Origin of the sequence: Streptomyces umbrinus, from assembly GCF_030817415.1 — a bacterium.
Classification (GTDB): domain Bacteria; phylum Actinomycetota; class Actinomycetes; order Streptomycetales; family Streptomycetaceae; genus Streptomyces; species Streptomyces umbrinus_A.
In genome coordinates, this window is the sequence record NZ_JAUSZI010000002.1 from 7652204 (window position 1) to 7670817 (window position 18614).

The 18614-nt window shown below is 71.1% G+C and carries 18 protein-coding genes; 5 read left to right on the top strand and 13 right to left on the bottom strand.

Translation table 11 applies throughout. From position 1 onward, the window contains the following. Positions 1–62: 62 nt before the first annotated feature. The 7 genes from QF035_RS33850 to QF035_RS33880 all read right to left on the bottom strand — a co-directional run bounded on the left by QF035_RS33850 (position 63) and on the right by QF035_RS33880 (position 8126). Entirely contained in the window at positions 63–1037 is a 975-nt protein-coding gene (locus QF035_RS33850; RefSeq protein WP_307524306.1) for an N-acetylglucosamine kinase, read from the bottom strand. Next, on the bottom strand, positions 1028–2293 hold the full coding sequence (locus QF035_RS33855) for a 6-phospho-beta-glucosidase (RefSeq protein ID WP_307524308.1): 1266 nt from the start codon (positions 2291–2293) through the stop codon (positions 1028–1030). Before QF035_RS33855 ends, QF035_RS33850 begins: the two co-directional genes overlap by 10 nt. A gap of 1 nt (position 2294) precedes the next feature. After that, a complete protein-coding gene (locus QF035_RS33860) occupies positions 2295–3191 on the bottom strand; it encodes a carbohydrate ABC transporter permease (RefSeq protein ID WP_307524309.1) in 897 nt (298 codons plus the stop codon). Between the two features lie 3 nt (positions 3192–3194). Then, a complete protein-coding gene (locus QF035_RS33865) occupies positions 3195–4136 on the bottom strand; it encodes a carbohydrate ABC transporter permease (protein WP_307524311.1) in 942 nt (313 codons plus the stop codon). Between the two features lie 5 nt (positions 4137–4141). Further along, a complete protein-coding gene (locus tag QF035_RS33870) occupies positions 4142–5470 on the bottom strand; it encodes an ABC transporter substrate-binding protein (protein ID WP_307524313.1) in 1329 nt (442 codons plus the stop codon). An 81-nt stretch (positions 5471–5551) separates the two neighbouring features. Continuing rightward, positions 5552–6763 carry an ROK family transcriptional regulator gene (locus tag QF035_RS33875; RefSeq protein WP_269651615.1) on the bottom strand — a complete coding sequence of 404 codons (1212 nt, stop codon included), beginning with the start codon at positions 6761–6763 and terminating at the stop codon, positions 5552–5554. A 283-nt stretch (positions 6764–7046) separates the two neighbouring features. Beyond that, positions 7047–8126, bottom strand: a complete 1080-nt coding sequence (locus tag QF035_RS33880) for a mechanosensitive ion channel family protein (protein WP_307524317.1) — start codon at positions 8124–8126, stop codon at positions 7047–7049. 275 nt (positions 8127–8401) lie between these two features. On the opposite strand from QF035_RS33880, the gene QF035_RS33885 reads away from it, so the two are divergent. Continuing rightward, positions 8402–8938, top strand: a complete 537-nt coding sequence (locus tag QF035_RS33885; RefSeq protein WP_055611422.1) for an HNH endonuclease — start codon at positions 8402–8404, stop codon at positions 8936–8938. Positions 8939–9100: 162 nt separating this feature from the next. Here the strand turns inward: QF035_RS33885 and QF035_RS33890 are convergent, their stop codons facing one another. The 3 genes from QF035_RS33890 to QF035_RS33900 are packed head-to-tail and all read right to left on the bottom strand — an operon-like array spanning position 9101 to position 11711. After that, positions 9101–10456, bottom strand: coding sequence for an FtsX-like permease family protein (locus QF035_RS33890; protein WP_307524319.1), 1356 nt, complete (start codon positions 10454–10456; stop codon positions 9101–9103). Beyond that, a complete protein-coding gene (locus QF035_RS33895; protein WP_307524321.1) occupies positions 10453–11166 on the bottom strand; it encodes an ABC transporter ATP-binding protein in 714 nt (237 codons plus the stop codon). The genes QF035_RS33890 and QF035_RS33895 overlap by 4 nt, the downstream gene beginning before the upstream one ends. Positions 11167–11177: 11 nt before the next feature. Next, complete coding sequence (locus QF035_RS33900) at positions 11178–11711, bottom strand: PadR family transcriptional regulator (protein WP_307524322.1); 534 nt, start codon at positions 11709–11711, stop codon at positions 11178–11180. 290 nt (positions 11712–12001) lie between these two features. Here QF035_RS33900 and QF035_RS33905 point away from each other — a divergent pair, with 290 nt between their 5' ends. Next, positions 12002–12253 carry a hypothetical protein gene (locus QF035_RS33905; RefSeq protein ID WP_307524324.1) on the top strand — a complete coding sequence of 84 codons (252 nt, stop codon included), beginning with the start codon at positions 12002–12004 and terminating at the stop codon, positions 12251–12253. A 173-nt stretch (positions 12254–12426) separates the two neighbouring features. On the opposite strand, the gene QF035_RS55910 is transcribed toward QF035_RS33905, so the two are convergent. Next, complete coding sequence (locus QF035_RS55910; RefSeq protein WP_373467001.1) at positions 12427–13068, bottom strand: hypothetical protein; 642 nt, start codon at positions 13066–13068, stop codon at positions 12427–12429. Here QF035_RS55910 and malQ point away from each other — a divergent pair. Beyond that, positions 12952–15036 carry a 4-alpha-glucanotransferase gene (gene malQ, locus QF035_RS33910; RefSeq protein ID WP_373467002.1) on the top strand — a complete coding sequence of 695 codons (2085 nt, stop codon included), beginning with the start codon at positions 12952–12954 and terminating at the stop codon, positions 15034–15036. The two genes, QF035_RS55910 and malQ, sit on opposite strands and share 117 nt — an antisense overlap. 20 nt (positions 15037–15056) lie before the next feature. Continuing rightward, the gene (locus tag QF035_RS33915; protein ID WP_307524328.1) at positions 15057–15335 is read left to right on the top strand and encodes a hypothetical protein; all 279 of its coding nucleotides are present in this window, start codon (positions 15057–15059) and stop codon (positions 15333–15335) included. Between the two features lie 209 nt (positions 15336–15544). Here the strand turns inward: QF035_RS33915 and QF035_RS33920 are convergent, their stop codons facing one another. Then, positions 15545–16174 (bottom strand): TetR/AcrR family transcriptional regulator, encoded by a 630-nt coding sequence (locus QF035_RS33920; protein WP_307524329.1) that lies wholly within the window; start codon positions 16172–16174, stop codon positions 15545–15547. Between the two features lie 177 nt (positions 16175–16351). Here QF035_RS33920 and QF035_RS33925 point away from each other — a divergent pair, with 177 nt between their 5' ends. Further along, positions 16352–17881, top strand: a complete 1530-nt coding sequence (locus QF035_RS33925; RefSeq protein ID WP_307524331.1) for an FAD-dependent monooxygenase — start codon at positions 16352–16354, stop codon at positions 17879–17881. 127 nt (positions 17882–18008) lie between these two features. Here the strand turns inward: QF035_RS33925 and QF035_RS33930 are convergent, their stop codons facing one another. After that, positions 18009–18524 carry a MarR family winged helix-turn-helix transcriptional regulator gene (locus QF035_RS33930; RefSeq protein ID WP_307524333.1) on the bottom strand — a complete coding sequence of 172 codons (516 nt, stop codon included), beginning with the start codon at positions 18522–18524 and terminating at the stop codon, positions 18009–18011. Between the last annotated feature and the right edge of the window lie 90 nt (positions 18525–18614).

Consider the following 18614-nt stretch of genomic DNA (forward strand, 5'->3'; position numbering starts at 1 on the left):
AAGATCCCGTACCACCCCTGCCCATGAATACGCCAACCCGAACTGTTCGGTTCCCGGCGCGCTCAGACCCTCTCGTAAAACTCCCGCACGCGGGCGTGCGCCAGGGCCGGGGCCTCCTCGTGGTCGAGTCCGAGGAGGGCGGAGCCGAGGACCGGCCGGGCGATGACGACGCTGGGTACGGCCTTGGGGGCGCGCTCGGCCAGCAGTTCCCTTATCCGGTCGTCGAGTTGGGGGTGGCGGGCGGCCAGGACGCCCCCGCCGAGCAGGACCGGCGTCTCCTCGTCGAGCAGGTCGAGACGGGTCAGGGCGACGACCGACATGGCCGTGACCTCGTCCGCGAGCCGGTCGACGAGCGCGCGGGCGACCGGGTCGCCGTCCGTCGCCGTGGCGAACAGCACCGGCGTCAGCTCGTGACGCCTCGCGTGCTCGATGTGTTCCAGATGCAGGGCCTCGATCAGCGCGTACATGGAGTCGAGGCCGAAGTGCGCGGGCAGCGTGCGGGCCAGCGCGGTCGGACCGCCCCGCCCGTCCTCGGCCCGCGCCCCGTGCCACAGGGCCTCCTCGGCCAGGCCCCATCCGCCGCCCCAGTCACCGGAGATACGGCCCAGGGCGGGGAAGCGGGCGACCCGGCCGTCGGGCCGCATGCCCACGCAGTTGATGCCCGCGCCGCACACCACGGCCACCCCGCGCGGCTCCTCCACACCGGCCCGCAGGATCGCGAAGGTGTCGTTGCGGACCTCCACCGTCGTCCCCCACGCGCGCGCGTGCAGCGCGGCGGCCAACTGCTCCTCCTCCACGGGCAGATCGGCGTTGGCCAGACACGCCGAGACATGCTTCACGGAGTCGACGCCCGCCGCGGCGAAGGCCCGGCCGACGGCGTCCGCGACCGTGTCGACCGCCTCCCGGATGCCGACGACGGGCGGCCGGAACCCGCCGGCGCGCGCCGTGGCGAGCACGCTCCCGTCGTCCGCCACGACCGCGACGTCGGTCTTGCTGTTCCCCGCGTCGACGGCGAGGACCCGTGCGGTCACGCCCACGCGAGGTGCTCCCGGTTGTGCGCGATCAGCCGGTCGGTGAGGCCCTCGGCGTACGCGTACTGGCCCACCAGGGGATGGGCGAGCAGCGCCCGGAACACCCGCTCGCGTCCCCCGCGCAGCGCGGCCTCCAGAGCCAGGTCCTCGTACGCGGTGACGTTGGCCATCAGCCCCGCGTACAGCGGGTCCACCGGGGCCACCGGCAGCGGGGTCGCCCCCGCGTGCCCGACCGAGGCCTGCACCTCGATCACGGCGTCGTCCGGCAGGAACGGCAGCGTCCCGCGGTTGTACGTGTTCACCACCTGGTACCTGCTCCCGCCCCCGCCCAGAAGCGACGCGGCGAGGTCCACGGCTGCCTCGGAGTAGTAGGCCCCGCCCCGCTTGGCGAGCAGCGCCGGCTTCTCGTCCAGCTCCGGGTCGCCGTACATCTTCAGCAACTCCCGCTCCATCTCCGCCACTTCCGCGGCCCGCGACGGCTTCGTACCGAGTTCTCGTACGACCTCGTCGTGCGCGTAGAAGTAGCGCAGGTAGTAGGACGGGACGACGCCAAGACGGTCGAGGATGTCGCTCGGCATGCGCAGGGTGTCGGCGAGGGTGTCGCCGTGCTCGGCGAGCAGCTTGGGCAGGACGTTCTCGCCCTCGGGGCCGCCCAACCGCACACCGGTCTCCCAGGTGAGGTGGTTGAGGCCCACATGGTCCAGGTGCACATCGGCTGCGGTGACCCCCAGCATTCCGGCGAACCTCCGCTGGAATCCGATCGCCACGTTGCACAGTCCGACCGCCTTGTGACCGGCCTGGAGCAGGGCGCGGGTCACGATGCCGACGGGGTTGGTGAAGTCGATGATCCAGGCGTCGGGGTTGGCACGCCGTACGCGCTCGGCGATGTCGAGCACCACCGGGACCGTACGCAGCGCCTTGGCGAGGCCGCCGGCGCCGGTCGTCTCCTGGCCGACGCAGCCGCACTCCAGCGGCCAGGTCTCGTCCTCGCCCCGGGCGGCCTGCCCGCCGACGCGGAGCTGGAGCAGCACCGCGTCGGCGCCCTCGACACCCGCGTCGAGATCGTCGGTCGTGGTGACGCGCCCGGGGTGCCCCTGCTTGGCGAAGATGCGCCGGGCCAGACCGCCGACCAGTTCGAGACGGTCGAGGGCGGGGTCGACCAGGACCAGCTCCTCTATGGGCAGGGTGTCCCTCAGCCTCGCGAATCCGTCGATGAGTTCAGGGGTGTAGGTGGAGCCCCCGCCCACTACTGCGAGTTTCATGTCAGCCCTTCACTCCGGTGAGCGTGACGCCCTCGACGAACGCCTTCTGCGCGAAGAAGAACACGAGGATCACGGGGGCCATGACCAGGACGGTCGCGGCCATCGTCAGATTCCAGTCGGTGTGGTGCGCGCCCTTGAAGGACTCCAGGCCGTAGCTCAGGGTCCAGGCGCCGGGATTCTCGGACGCGTAGATCTGCGGTCCGAAGTAGTCGTTCCAGGCGTAGAAGAACTGGAAGAGAGCGACGGCGGCGATGCCCGGCTTGGCCATCGGCAGGACGACCTTGAGCAGGGTCTTGAAGTCCCCGCAGCCGTCGACCTTCGCCGCGTCGATGTACTCGTTCGGGATCGTCATCAGGAACTGCCGCAGCAGGAAGATCGAGAACGCGTCCCCGAACGCCATCGGGATGATCAGCGGCCACAGGGTGCCCGACAGATCCAGCTGCTTCGCCCAGAACAGGTACATCGGGATGATGATGACCTGCGGCGGCAGCATCATCATCGAGATGACCAGCATCAACGACAGGTTCCGGCCACGGAAGCGGAACTTGGCGAGCGCGTACGCCACCGGAATGCTGGACACCACCGTCAGGACGGTGCCGCCACCCGCGTACAGAAGGGTGTTCTTCCACCAGGTGAGGAAGCCGGGCGTGTCGAAGACCTTCGCGTAGTTGCCCCACTCCCAGGTGTGCGGGATCAGGTCCCTGGTGAGGGTCTGGTTGTCGCTCATCAGGGAGGTGAGGACGACGAACACGAAGGGCAGGACGAAGAACAGCGCGGCCGCGACGCCGAGCGCGTGCACGGCGATCCATTCGAGGAGGGCCTTGCGACGGGCGGTCCGCTCGGCGGGTGTGACCGGCGGCGCCACCAACTCCACGGGCTTGTCGAGTACTTGGGTCATGGGTCAGTCACCTGCCTGGATGAGACCGCCCCGGCGCCGCATCAGGAACGCGGTGAACACCATGGACAGGGCGAACAGCACCAGCGCGACCACGCACGCGGAGCCGTAGTCGAAGCGCTGGAAGCCGAGGTTGTAGACGAGCTGCGGCAGGGTGAGCGTCGACTTGTCGGGGTATCCCGGTTCGAACTGCTGGCCCGAGCCGCCGATGATCCCGGAGGCGACCTTCCCCGCGACCAGCGGCTGTGTGTAGTACTGCATCGTCTGGATCACGCCGGTGACCACCGCGAACATCACGATCGGTGAGATGTTCGGCAGCGTCACGAACCGGAACCGGTGCCAGGCGGAGGCCCCGTCCAGCTCGGCGGCCTCGTACTGCTCCTTCGGTACGTCGAGCAGCGCGGCCATGAAGATGACCATCAGGTCGCCGACGCCCCAGAGGGCCAGCATGGTGAGGGCGGGCTTGGACCACGCGGCGTCCGTGAACCAGCCGGGCGTCGGCAGGCCGAGGTCGCCGAGGACCGAGTTGACCGGCCCCGTACCCGGGTTGAGCAGGAAGACGAAGGCCAGCGTCGCCGCGACGGGCGGCGCCAGGTAGGGCAGGTAGAAGAGGGTGCGGAACACACCCGTGCCCGTCTTGATCTTCGTGATCAACAGGCCGATGCCCAAGCCGAAGGCGACCCGCAGGGTGACCATGACGACCACCAGCCACAGGGTGTTGCGCAGCGCCGGCCAGAACATGGGGTAGTCGTTGAAGACGTAGTTCCAGTTCTCCAGACCCCGGAAGACGGGGACACCGAAGCCGTCGTACTTCATGAAGGAGAAGTACACGGTCGAGATCAGCGGATACGCGAAGAAGACGCTGAAGCCGATCAGCCACGGCGACATGAAGGCGGCCGTGCGAAGCGCCGACCGGCGGCGCTTCGCACGCAGAGTGAGCGTGGACATCGGTGCTACTTCGCCTGCTCGATGTCACGGTCGATCTGGTCGGCCGTCTTCTTCAGGCCGGCCTTCAGATCCTTCGCCTTGCCGGACTCGTACTGGTAGCCGAAGTCCTGCAGGGTCGTCTGGTACGTCGAGCCGTTGACGGAGGCCGGCGGGGTGTTGGAGTGCGGGTTCTGCGCGATGTCCAGGAACGTCTTGAAACCGGGGTCGACCGTCAGGTCGGGCGACTTCAGCGCGGCGAACGTGGACGGCACGTTGTGGATGGCGTTGGCGAAGGCGACGACGGCCGCGGTGTCGGTCGTCATGTACTTCACCAGCTCCCAGGCCGCGTTCTGCTTCTTGCTCTGCGGCGCGATGCCCATGACCGTGCCGGACAGGAAGCCCTTCCCGTACTCGTCGACCTCGTCGTCGGCGACGGGCATGGGAGCCGTGCCGATGTCGAACTTCACGCCCGCGTCCTTCGCCATGCCGAGCCGCCACTCGCCGTCGAGCTGCATGGCCACCTGGCCGGTCTGGAAGGGGTGCTTGGCGCCCCATTCGTCGCCGAAGGTGTTGCGGTACTTCTCCAGCTTCTGGAAGCCGCCGAGGCTGTCGACGAGCTTCTTCTGGTACGTGAACATCTCGGCGAACGCCGGGTCCTCGGCGATGCTGGACTTGCCGTCCTTGTCGAAGTAGGCGTGGTCCCACTGCGACATGTAGTGGTCCACGACGGTCTCGTAGCCGTGGTAGTTCGGCATGAAGCCGAGCTGCTGGTACGAGTCGCCCTTGGTCTTCGTCAGCTTCTTGGCGACCTCGGTGAACTCGGACCACGTCTTCGGCGGCGCCTTGATGCCGGCCTTCTTGAAGGCGTCCTTGTTGTAGTAGAGGCCGTACGCGTCGCCCAGCAGCGGCATCGCGCAGCGCGTGCCCTCGAACTGGGTGTACTCCAGCATCGGCTTCGGAATGATCTTGTCGAGGTCGAGCTTCGACTTCTCGATGAACGGCTTGAGGTCGGCGAAGGCGCCGGACGAACAGAACTTGCCGATGTTGGATGTGGTGAACGACGACACCACGTCGGGTCCGCTGGAACCACCCGCGCGCAGCGCCTGGTTGAGCTTGTCGTCGTTGATGTTGCCGACGACCTTCACCTTGATGTTGGGGTGTTCCTTCTCGAAGCGGTCGATGTTCGCCTGGATGGCCTTGACCTCGGCGGGAGCGCTCCAGCCGTGCCAGAACGTGATCGTGGTCGACGCGTTCGGGTCGTCCGTGGCGCCGGTGTCCGACTGACCGGTACAGGCGGTGGTGAGAAGGGCTATCGAGGCGGCGGCGAGCACCGCTTTCCTGGGCATTCCGGGCATGGCGAAGTCTCCCTGGGGCGGGACGGGGGTGTGGGACGGGTTGTGTACGGAGATGTGCGGGGGGAGGCGTGCGGGTCCTGCTCAGCGCGAGGTGTCGAAGGCCTCGTCGCGGGTGGCCGCGAGCGCGCTCTCCAACGCGCCGCGCAGCACGGGGTGTTCGTCGACGTCGCCGACCACGAGGCGCGGCCGGGGTGCGGCCAGCTCCTCCAGCTCGGCCTGCACCAGGGCGCGCAGCAGTTCGCCGCCCCTGGTGAGCGAGGCCCCGCTGAGGACGACGAGTTCGGGGTCGAGGACGGAGACGAGCGAGGCGAGACCGGTGGCGAGCCCCGTCGCGTACGTCTCCAGGAGCTGCCGGTGGGCTCCCGCGTTGATGTCCGCCGCCTGCTCGACGAGCGCGGCGGCGACTTCGGCGTACGGCCCGGTCGGCAGGGGTTGGATGCCGAGTTCGCGGGCGAGTTTCGGGATGGCCTGGGAGCCGGCCAGCTCCTGGTAGCCGCCGCTGTTGGCCTTGGTGACGTGCCGCACGAGCGGCGCGCCGGGTACGGGGAGGAAGCCGACCTCGCCCGCGCCGCCGGTCCAGCCGCGGTGCAGGCGTCCGCCGAGGACGAGCGCGGCACCGAGGCCGCCCTCGTTCCACAGCAGTACGAAGTCCTCGTGGCCCCGGGCCGCACCGAGCCGCTGCTCGGCTATGGCGACGAGGTTGACGTCGTTCTCGTACTCGACGGGCATCGGCAGTGTGGCCGCGAGCTCGTCGAGCAGGGCGGGGGAGTGCCACCCGGGAAGGTGGGAGGCGTAGCGCAGCCGCCCCGTGTTGGGGTCGAAGGCGCCGGGGGTGCCGATGACGAGCCGCTGGATGTCGGCCCGGACCAGCCCCGCCGCCTTCACGGCGCCGTCGAGGGCGTCGGTGACCTGCCGTACGACGGTCTGTCCTGCGCGACGTCCGGGGGTGAGCAGTTCGTACTCTCCCACCGTCCGCCCCGTCACATCGGCGACGGCGGCGAGGATCCGCTCGGGCGTCACGTCGAGACCGGCGGCGTAGGCGGCGGCCGGGTTCACCGCGTACAGCTGTGCGTTGGGCCCCGGCCGGCCCTCGCTGGTGCCGGTGACGAGGACGAGCCCCGCCGCCTCCAGCCGGGCCAGCAGCTGCGAAGCGGTCGGCTTCGACAGGCCGGTCAGCTTGCCGATCCGCGTCCGGGACAACGGCCCGTGCTCCAGCAGGAGATCGAGTGCGGCACGGTCGTTCATGGTGCGCAGAACGCGAGGGGTGCCCGGCGTACCGGCGGTTCCTGCCATGAGTGTCGACACCTGCCTTTCGGCTGCCCAGCTTCCCAGTGGTGTCATCGGGAAGTCCACCGCGGAATCATTGTTAGGAAACTTTCCTATCGGTGGGAGGAAGGTAGGCCCGGGGTGGGGGACGCGTCAATACCGGCCACTGTCGGGCAATGAAGTCGTTACCCGCCGGACGGTGAGGGGACACGCGGCCCGGCGGACAGTGGGACACGCGTGTGGGGCGGCACTCGGAGTGACCCGGATACCGCCCCACGGAGGCCGTGCGCGTATGAGAAAGCTCTCGCCTCTACTTCGTCACATTCGTCGGTACCGCCGCCGGCGCTATGGGGGACGCCGTCTGCGACTGGGGGGACGCGGAGTTGGAGTAGGCCGACGGGGCCGCCATGCCCGCCGTCGGGTCGGGGGTCGCCTCCTCGTCCTGCTGGGCGGGGAGGCCGCCGACGATGCGGATGCCCGCCCCGTCGAGGGCGTGCTTGATGCGCCAGCGGAGTTCGCGCTCCACGCTCAGCGCCTTGCCGGGCATCGTCTTCGCGGAGACGTGGACGACCATCGAGTCGAGCAGGACGCTGTCGAGGCCGAGGACCTCGATGGGGCCCCAGAGGCGTTCGTTCCAGGGCTCGGCCTTGCTCATGTCCTCGCCGACCTGGTTGAGGAGCGTCTTCACCCGGTCCAGGTCCTCCGAGGGGTGGACCGTGACGTCGACACCGGCCGTGGCCCAGCCCTGGGAGAGGTTGCCGATGCGCTTGACCTCGCCGTTGCGGACGTACCAGATCTCGCCGTTGTCGCCGCGGAGCTTGGTGACGCGCAGGCCCACCTCGATGACCTCGCCGGAGGCGACGCCCGCGTCGACCGTGTCGCCCACGCCGTACTGGTCCTCCAGGATCATGAAGACGCCGGAGAGGAAGTCCGTGACCAGGTTGCGGGCCCCGAAACCGATGGCCACGCCCGCCACACCGGCGGAGGCCAGCAGCGGGGCCAGGTTGATCTCGAACGTGCCGAGGATCATCAGCGCGGCCGTACTCATGATCGCGAAGGACGCGACCGAGCGGAGCACCGAACCGATGGCCTGGGACCGTTGACGACGGCGTTCGACGTTGACCAGGAGACCGCCGAGGGCCGTCCCGTCGACCGCCTGGGCCGTACGGTTCATGCGGTCTATGAACTTCGTGATGGTCCGCCGTATGACCACTCTCAGCACGGCCGCTATCACCAGGATCAGCAGCACGCGCAGGCCGATGCTGAGCCATGTGGACCAGTTCTGCTCGACCCAGCTCGCGGCGTTGTTCGCGCTTTCCTGGGCGTCCTGGAGCGTTGGCGCCGTCGGTTCCTCGGTGGGATCGGCGGCCGACAGGACGGACAAGAACACGGCAGGTACCTCCAGGCGTAGCGGTCCGCCCGCGGCAGGGACATCGGAATAGGGGCACCGACGGGCAGAACAACCACACTAACGGGGCAGCATGTGCGGATCGTTGCAATGTTCGAGGGAGAGACTGTGCTCACCTGGGGATGAAGAGGGTGTGGTCGAAAACACTCCCAGCCCGTTACCGGGACATGGTGGCGCTTCCACCAGGCATGAGGGGAGACTGACTACAGATCGTCCCGGCGCGAGCCACGCGCCGCCGGCGTACAAGGAGGCCATCCGTGCCGCATGTCCTGGTCCTCAACGCGTCGTACGAGCCCCTCGGCGTCGTACCGCTCCGCCGCGCGCTCGTCCTCGTCCTCGAGAACAAGGCTGTCTGCCTCGAGGAATCCGGCGCCTTTATGCATAGTGCAACCGTTACTGTCCCCGCACCCAGCGTGGTCCGGCTGAAGAGGTTCGTACGGGTCCCTTACAGGGGGCCCGTTCCGCTGACCCGTCGGGCGTTGTTCGCCCGCGACGGCGGCCGGTGCATGTATTGCGGTGGCGTCGCAACCAGCGTCGACCACGTCATCCCGCGCAGTCGCGGGGGTCAGCACGTCTGGGACAACGTGGTGGCGTCCTGCCGCCGCTGCAACCACGTCAAGGCCGACCGTCACCTGGTCGAGATCGGCTGGCGCCTGCGCCATAAACCGGCCCCGCCGACGGGGCTCGCTTGGCGCATCATCGGAACCGGGCATAGGGACCCGCGCTGGCTGCCATACCTGCAGCCGTACGGCGCGGAGGACGCGATGGCCCGGATCGACGGCATTTCTGCCTGACGATCCGGGCCTTCGTCTTGCCTTGTGGGGGCCGGTTCCGCTTCTTTGGCGCGGGCCGGTCCGCCGTCTCCTTCGTGTGCCGGCCCGCTGCTTCTTTCGTCTTTTCCGGCTCGCCAGGAAGTCCCCTCGTGCCTCCCGGAGAGCCGGAGTTCTGCGGTGCGGCTACGCGAAGCGCAGCTCCGCCGGATGCACCGAACGGCGCAGCAGCGGCAGGGAAGTGGCGGCGGCGAGGAGACAGGCCGCGTAGACGGCCACCGGCACGAGCAGCGGCACCAGTATCGGGATGGCCGCAGCGTCGACGACCGTTCCGTACGCGATGTACACCGCCGTGCCGCCGAAGCCCGCGAGCAGCATCGCCGGGGCCAGCGGCAGCGCGGTCTCAAGGAGCAGCGCCCGGCCGAGCACCTTCTGCGGTACACCGGCCGCGGCCTGCGCGGCGAGGCCCCGGCGCCGGGTGGCGAGCGACTCGGCGGTGCCCACGGCAAGACCGCCCAGGCTGATCAGCAGCCCGATCAGGACGGCGACGCCCGCCAGGTTGACGCCGGTGGTGTAGAACGCCAGGTCCTCGGGGCTGTGGGGCAGGCCCTCCCGTGGGTGATGCACGGAGTCGAGGAACATCTGGCGTACGCCCATGAAGCCCACGCCCACGACGGCCACCAGGAGTACGGCCGCGTTGGTGCGCGCGGTGGCCCACGGGTCGGCCCGGAGCCGTTCGGCGGCGATCAGGACCGCGGGGTTCTCGGTCCGGGCGGCGAGCCGCCTGCCGATGGTCCGTGCGGTGATACCGGCAACCGCCACCGAGCCCGCACCGGTCAGCGCCACCGCGGAGAACACCAGCAGGGGGAACGAGGTGGCCCCCGGCCCGGTGCTCCGCATGACGACCAGCAGGGCGGCCAGGCCCATCAGCACCGCCGGCACCACAAGGGTGAGGGTGGCGACCCGGCCGTGGCTCGGTCGCACCCGGCGTACCCAGCCGAGCGGCGAGGCCACGACCCGGCGCAGTGCGACCACACTCACCAGCACGGCGAGGAGCGGCACGCCGAGCGCCACCAGGGCGAAGCCGCCCCAGGCCGACAGCGGAAGCGGCTGCTGCAGCAGGTTCACCATGAGGAGCGCGGAGAACACCGCGGCGACCACCGCCCCCAGCAGACAGGCGAGGCCGGACTCCAGGGCCGCGACGCGCCGCACCTGCCGCGGCGTCGCCCCGGCGAGGCGCAGTCCGGCCAGCCTGCGGTCGCGGTGCACGGCGCCGATGCGTGCGCACTGGCCGAGGAAGCCGAGCACCGGCACCCACAGGAGCAACAGCGTGACGATCACCCCGCCGCGCTGCCCAGGCTGGTTCAGGAGACCGTGAAAGTACGAGGTGGACACCTGCCCCTCCACCGAGGCGACCGCGACCGCCGCGAACCCGAGGCCGGTGGCCAGCGCGGCCCCCACCGCCGTCAGCGTCACCCGCCACCACTCCCGCCGGTCCGAGCCCCGTGTCAGCAGCCAGGCGAGTCTGACATCTCCGATCACAGCGCCCCCTCCAGCGTCCACGCGTCCTCCGCGGAGACGACGACCCCGTCGCGCAGATGCACCTCACGGTCCGCGTACGCCGCGACCTGCGCGTCGTGCGTGATCAGCAGCACCGCCGTGCCGGACTCCCGGGCCGTGTGCACCAGCGCCGTCATCACCCCCTCGCTCGCGAGGGAGTCGAGCGCGCCGGTCGGCTCGTCCGCGAAGACGACCTTCGGACCGGTCACCAACGCCCGTGCCAGCGACACCCGTTGGGCCTGACCACCGCTCATCTCCCCGGGCCGCAGCTCCCCCTGGCCGCGTACGCCGAACCGCTCCAGCCACTCGCCCGCCCGCTCGTGGGAATCCTTGCGGGAGGCCCCCGCGAGCAGCAGCGGCAGCGCCACATTGTCGAGCGCGGTCAACTCGGGTATCAGCTGCCCGAACTGGAACACCACTCCGAACTCCGTACGCCGCAGCTCGCTCAGCCGCTGTTCCGGCAGCTGGTCGAGGCGCTGCTCGGCGTAGACGACCGAGCCCTCGTCGGGGTGGACGATGCCGGCCAGGCAGTGCAGCAGCGTGGACTTGCCGCTGCCGCTCGCGCCGGTGACGGCGAGGATCTCCCCCGGGTGCAGCTCGACCGAGGCGCCGCGCAGTGCCTGGGTCCTGCCGTGCGTCTTGGCGAGGCCGCGGGCAGCCAGGACCGGCACGGTCTTCTGCGTACTGCTCATGGGCGGGCTGCTCATGCTCCGTCGACCTCCGCGGTCAGAGTGGTGAGCCGGGCCGCGGTGGTGGTCATCCAGCGCAGATCGGCGTCGAGGTGGTTGAGGGCGTAGTCGGCCGAGAGGACGGTTGCGAGATCGGCGCCGGGCGCCGTCTTGACCGCCGTGAGCTCCCGCATACGCGCCATGTGTGCGGCGCGCTGGGCGCTCAGATACCGGGCGGGATCGGCCGAGGCGAGGATCGCGCACACGACCTTGGCGAAGATCTCGTTCGTCACGAAGGGCGCGGGCGGGGTGATCTCGCCCGTCCACGCGACGAGTTCCTTCGCCCCGTCGTCGGTGGACCGGTACAGCGTCCGCTCCGGACCGCCGTCCGAATCCGTCCCGTCGACCTCCGCGAGACCGTCGCGGACCAGGCGCTGCAACGTCGTATAGACCTGGCCGTAGGCCAGCGGGCGGGCTTGCGGGAAGCGTTCGTCATGGCGTCGCTTGAGGTCGTAGCCATGGCTCGGCCCTCCGGCGAGCAGCCCCAGCAGGATGTGGCGGGTGCTCATGGCGGCCATTATGCACTCAGTATATGTATCGAGTGAATAGTGCTTGCGGAAAAACCTTCGGCCGCGCCCCGGGGAGAGGGTTCGGGGGAGGGAGCCTCGCGGGTGGGTGTCTCTGGGGGGGGGCTTGATCGCGGGCGGTGGCCGTCCAGGCGCTCTTGGTAACCAGGCGCATCCGGGACAAGGTGTGAACAAGGGCACGTTGTCCGGGCTGTCACGTCTGCACGCCCGCCCACTGGGTAGGGCTGCCCTGACCCGCCGTACGACCACCCGCGACGACCAAGGAGGCCCCCGTGGCCGCATCAGCACAGCTTCTGCTCTCGGCCCTCTCCAAACGCCCGGCGGACCGGCCCGCCGACCCCGACCCGCACTTCTGTGTCTTCACCGCCGAAGGACCCTGCGCGGAGACGCCGCTCACCAGCGAACCGCCGCTGCCCGACGCCGCCCCCCTCACCAGCGAACCGCCTCTCGCCGACGCCGCCCCCCTGACGAGCGAGCCCACCTCCATGGGCGCCGCCGCGGGCCTGGACCCATCGGGGGTCTGATGCCGCTCTCCCGGCTCGCCGCGCTGCACGGCGTCGCCACCTCCTTCAGCCCGTCCCCGGGGCGCACGGTCGCGGCCTCGGACGCCGCGGTCGTCGCCGTCCTCGCCGCACTGGGCGTCGCCGCCGGCACGCCGGACGCGATCCGCACGGCGCTCACGGCGCGCGAGACGGAGCTACGGGAGCGACTGCTCCCACCGACACTGGTGAGCTGGAGCGGTGGGCCGACGGCCGCCGGGAGCGACGACGGCCCCGGGGCGCGCGAATCCGCCCCGGGGGCGGACGAGGACGAGCGCGCGCGGGTCGAGAACCGCTCCGCGCGGAGCGAGCACCGGCCCGCGCCGGACAAGCACCGGCCCGCGCCGGACAAGCACCGGCCCGGGGTGGACGAGCACCGGCCCGCGCCGGACAAGCACCGGCCCGGGGTGGACGAGCACCGGCCCGCGCCGGACAAGCACCGGCCCGGGGTGGACGAGCACCGGCCCGCGCCGGACAAGCACCGGCCCGCGCCGGACAAGCACCGGCCCGCGCCGGACAAGCACCGGCCCGGGGTGGACGAGCACCGGCCCGGGGTGGACGAGCACCGGCCCGGGGTGGACGAGCACCGGCCCGGGGTGGACGAGCACCGGCCCGGGGTGGACGAGCACCGGCCCGGGGTGGACGAGCACCGGCCCGCGCCGGACGAGAACTCTCCCGGGGCAATTGAGGGCCGACCCGCGCCCGACGGAGGTGCGCCCGCGCCGGGCGGCTCGCCGCCCGCGGCCCGTGCGTCCGCGGCCGACGGTTCCGGTGGCTCCGCGCCCGCGCCGGGTGACCATGACCCGACCACCACCCCTCCCGGCTTCCCGGGAGACTCCTCGCTCGCCTCAGCCCTCGCCGCGCTGCCCGCCGGGACCCGGTTGCGGATCCGTACCGAGCAGGGCGAGACGCGTGCGTCCGCCGAGCAACTGCCGCTCGGTGTCCATGAGTTGGAGGCCACCGCTCCCGACGGGCGGACCGCCCGCGCCCATCTTGTCGTCGCGCCGACCCGGCTGCCCGCGGCACCGGGGCGTACGTACGGGCTGCTCGTGCAGGTCTACTCGCTGCTGTCCCGGCGCTCCTGGGGCATGGGTGACCTCGGGGACCTCGCCGAGCTGACGGCCTGGGCCGGGCGGGCGCTCGGCGCCGGATTCGTACAGGTCAACCCGATGCACGCGGCCGTGCCCGGCGCACCCACCGACCCCTCCCCGTACCGGCCGTCCTCCCGCCGCTACCCCGACCCCGTGTACCTGCGCGTCGAGGACGTCCCCGAGTTCGCGTACGCCGGCGAGCGTGACCGCGACCGCGTCCGTACGCTCCTGGAGCGGGCCGAGCGGCAGCGCGAATCCGTGCTGAGCAAAGGTGCGTTGATCGACCGTGACGCCGTGTGGGAGTTGAAGCGCGAGGCCCTGGAGCTCGTACGGGACGTGCCGCTCGGGCCCGGACGGCGCGCCGCCTACTGCGACTTCCTCGCCGAGGAGGGCGAGGCGCTGGAGGACCACGCCACCTGGTGCGCCCTCGCCGAGGTCTACGGCTCCGACTGGCAGAAGTGGCCGGCCGCCCTGCGCGACCCCCGCTCGGCCGAAACCGCCCGCGCCCGGGGCGAGTTGATGGACCGCGTCGACTTCCACAGCCGCCTCGCCTGGCTGACGGACGCCCAGCTCGCCACCGCCCAGCGCAGCGCGCGCGACGCGGGCATGGGGGTGGGGCTTGTGCACGACCTCGCGGTGGGCGTCCACCCGGGCGGCGCCGACGCCTGGGCGCAGCAGGAGTACTTCGCGGCGGGCATGTCGGTCGGCGCGCCCCCGGACGCGTTCAGCGTGCAGGGCCAGGACTGGGGGCTGCCGCCGTGGCGCCCGGACCGCCTCGCCGAGTCCGGCTACGCCCCCTACCGCCGCCTCCTGCGCGCCCTCTTCCGCTACGCCGGCGCCCTCCGTATCGACCACGTCATGGGCCTCTTCCGCCTCTGGTGGATCCCGCAGGGCCGCCCGGCCACCGAGGGCACGTACGTCCGTTACGACGCCGAGGCCATGCTCGCGATCCTCGCGCTGGAGGCGTACCGCGCCGGGGCACTGGTGATCGGCGAGGACCTGGGCACCGTCGAGCCGGGCGTCCGGGAGAAGCTGCACGAACACGGCGTGCTCGGAACGTCCGTGCTGTGGTTCGAACGCGACTGGGACGGTACGGGGCTGCCGTTGCCCCCCGAAAGCTGGCGTGCCGACTGCCTCGCCACCGCCACCACCCACGACCTGCCGCCCACCGCGTCCCGGCTCACCGGCGACCACGTGGAACTCCGCGACCGGCTGGGCCTGTTGACCCGCCCCGTGGAGGAGGAACGGGCCGAGGCGGCCACCGACGTGGGGGAGTGGCTGGCGCTGCTCGCCCGGCTCGGACTGCTCCAGGGCGCCGCCGGCGGGCAGTCGGAGGACTCGGAGGAGGCGCAGATCCAGGGCCTGCACCGGTTCCTGTTGCGCACCCCCGCCCGCATGATCGGCGTCTGGCTCCCGGACACGGTCGGCGACCGCCGCCCGCAGAACCTGCCGGGCACCTGGGACCAGTACCCCAACTGGCGCCTGCCCGTCGCCGACGCCGAGGGCCGCCCCGTCACCCTGGAGGAACTCGCCGCCTCACCCCGGCTGCACGCCCTCATCGACGTGGTGCGCGCGGGCCGGGCGGTGGGCGGATGCGGGCCGGACGTCGTAGATTCCGGGCCGGACTCGGGAGGCGCTTCGCCCCGTACGGCACCCCCGGGCGCGCGGCCGGATTAGGTGTTCGCTACGTTTGCACCGTGGACAAGAAGAACGCCCTGCGCGCCGGCGCCCTGGCTGCCGGTACGACGCTGATGATGCTGCTGATGTCGTCCCCCGCGCTCGCGGTGACGCCTGACGACGGCGACGACCCCGGTCCGGGCCTGAGCGTCATCGAGACGCTGGGGCTCTACGTCGTGGCGCCGATCGGGCTGTTCCTGCTGATCGCCGGTCTGGTCTGGGTCCTCGACGGGTCGACGGACCGTCACCCGAAGGCGAAGGGCAAGGCCAAGTCGAAGGCGGCCGTGAAGGCTTCCTGACCTCGGCCCGCTCCGGCCGCTGAGGCTTCCTGCAGCCACTGAGGCTTTCTGTTTCGAGGGCACCGTCCTCGTGTACGTACGGCAGTCGTCGTGCGTGCCCGAGGACGGTGCCCTCGACGTGTTCCCGGCCAGGTCCAGTGCCGGGTGCAAGGTGCCGGGTGACAGGTGCCGAGTGCCGGTGTCGCCGCTGCGCGCCGCGCCTGGCGGCCTCAGTGGGAGGGGCCCGGGTGCGGGGCCGTCAGATAGCGCTGGACGGTCGGTGCCAGCCAGGCCACGATCTCCTCGCGGGTCAGATCCACGGCGGGCGGCAGGCGCAGGACGTACCGCGTCAGCGCCATGCCCAGCATCTGTGACGCCACGAGCGCGGCGCGGGCCGGGACCTGCTCGGGGTCGGGGCAGACGCGCAGGGCCACCGGCACCAACTGCTCCTTGAAGATGCCCTGCATGCGCTCGGCCCCGGCGGCGTTGGTGACGCCGACCCGCAGCAGCGCCGTGAGCACCTCGTTCTTCTCCCAGAGCGCCACGAAGTGCCCGACGAAGATCCGGCCGACCTCCTCCTTCGGCACCTTCTCCGGCACCGGCAGCCGCAGATCGATGTCGACGGCCGCCGCGAACAGGCCCTCCTTGTTGCCGTAGTAGCGCATCACCATCGACGGGTCGATCTTCGCGTCGCGGGCGATGGCGCGGATGGTCGCGCGCTCGTATCCGTCGGCGGCGAAGCGTTCGCGTGCGGCGGTGAGGATCGTGGCGCGGGTGGCGTCGGAGCGGCGGGCGGGCTGCGCGTGCTGTGCCGGTGGGGAGGGCTGCGCGTGCTGGGTGGGGGAGTCGGTGTCGGTCATGCCAACAAGCGTAGGCCAACAGCTGTTGACGGGCCAGGGGGGTCGCCCTATGGTGGCAAACGGGCGTTGGCCTACAAACGTTGGCCTACAAACGTTGGCCTACGAGTGTTGGCAACCGGACCGCCCGGTGTTGGCCAACAGCCCTTGACCAACAACCGTTGGCACCAGGAGGCCGCCATGACAGGTACGACAGGTACGACCGACAACAACGGCACCCCCCGTACCACCGTCCCCGCTTCCCGCGACGTCATCGTCGTCGGCGCGGGCCCCACCGGTCTGCTGCTGGCCGGCGACCTCGCCACCGCCGGCATCCCCGTCACCCTCGTCGAGAAGCGCCCGCACAGGACCAGCAACCTCTCCCGCGCGTTCGTCCTGCACGCCCGCACACTGGAGCAGCTCGACGCCCGAGGCCTCGCCGACGAGCTGGAGAGCAAGGGCCGGACGCTCGACCGGCTCCGGCTCTTCTCCCGCCTGACCGTCGACCTGACCACCCTCCCCTCCCGCTTCAACCACCTGCTCGTGCTGCCGCAGTACGAGGTGGAGCGGGCGTTGGAGCGGCGGGCGGTGGAGGCCGGGGTGCGGTTCGCGTACGAGACCGAGGTGACCGGGCTGGTCCAGGACGCGGACGGGGTGACCCTCAGGGTGCGGGCGGCCGCCGGGGCCGAGGGTGCTGAGGGCGCCGACAGGGGACCGGCGGAACTGCGGGCCGCGTACGTCGTCGGTACGGACGGGATGCGCAGTGCCGTGCGGGAGGCGGTGGGGCTGCCGTTCCCCGGGCGTTCGGCGATCCGTTCCGTCGTCCTCGCCGACGTCCGGCTCGCCGAGGAGCCGGAGACGCTGCTGACCGTGAACGCGGTCGGAGACGCGTTCGCGTTCCTGGCGCCCTTCGGGGACGGCTACTACCGGGTGATCGGCTGGGACCGCCGACGCGACGTCGCCGACGACGCGTCCCTCGACCTCGACGAGGTCAAGGAGATCACCAGGCTCGCCCTCGGCCGCGACTACGGCATGCACGACGCCCGCTGGATGTCCCGCTTCCACAGCGACGAGCGGCAGGCTCCGGCCTACCGGGTCGGCCGGGTCTTCCTCGCTGGGGACGCCGCGCACGTGCACACCCCGGCCGGCGGCCAGGGCATGAACACCGGCCTCCAGGACGCCGCCAACCTGAGCTGGAAGCTGGCGGCGACTCTCAACGGTCACGCCCGCACCGACCTGTTGGACACCTACCAGTCCGAGCGCCACCCCGTCGGCAAGTCCGTCCTCCGCAGCAGCGGCGGAATCGTCCGGCTCGCGATGGCCAACCGGCCCTGGACGCTCACGGCCCGCACCCTGCTCACCACGTTCCTGGACCACGCCCGCCCGGCCCGCACCCGCATGATCGGCCAGATCACCGGCATCGGCTACTCCTACCCGTCCCCGCGCGGCGCCCACCCTCTGGTCGGCAAGCGCGTCCCGGACGTGGCCCTCCGCGACGGCCGCCTGTACGAGGCCCTGCGAGGCGGCAGGTTCGTACTCATCACCCAGCCCGACGCACCCACGCCCCCCGACCCCGAAACCCGCAAGGACCGCCTCACCGTGGCAAGTTGGACAAGCGACCGCCGCACAACCCTCCTGATCCGCCCGGACGGCTACGCGGCCTGGGCAGCGGACGCACCGACCACCGAGGAACTCGAGGCGGCACTGACGGCATCGATGGGGCGGGACTGACGGGCCCCGCCCCGTCAGGGGCGCGGGGCCGTGACATCGTGCGGCTCCGCCGCGTGGGCGCGACCAGCCACATCCGACCCGCAGCCGAACAACGAACGGGCCCCTCTCCGGCAAGTCGGCCAGCGACTTATCCGGCCGTGCCGGCGAGCAACTGACGCAACAGGTCGGCCAGTTGGTCGGCCTGTTCCTCGTCGAGGGAGGAGAGGGCCTCTGTCTGGACGGCGAGGCCGGCGCCGACCGCCTCGTCGACGAGCGTCAACCCCTTGTCCGTGAGGGTCACTTGGAGGGCGCGGCGGTCGTGGGGGTCGGGGGACCTGCGGAGGAGGCCGGCCCGTTCCAGTTTGTCGAGGCGGCCGGTCATGCCTCCCGTGGTGAGCATCAGCGTCGCCGAGAGCTGACGGGGTGAGAGGGCGTACGGGGCGCCGGACCGTCGCAGGGTGGCGAGCACGTCGAACTCGCCGCGCGAGATGCCGAGCCGCGCGTACGTCTTCTCCATCCGGTCGCCCATCGCGCGCGAGAGCCGGAAGACGCGACCGAAGACCTCCATCGCGGCCGTGTCCAGGTCGGGCCGGACGGCGGCCCACTGGTCGATGATCGCGTCGACGGGGTCCGCGGGGGTCCTGGCGGCCTTGGATGTGCTCATGGGGCGAGTATCCGCACCGCGTCACTCGGCCGCAAGAAGGTGGCTTGACGGTAAGTAGCTTAGCGCTAAGCTAATTACTGCCAAGCCATC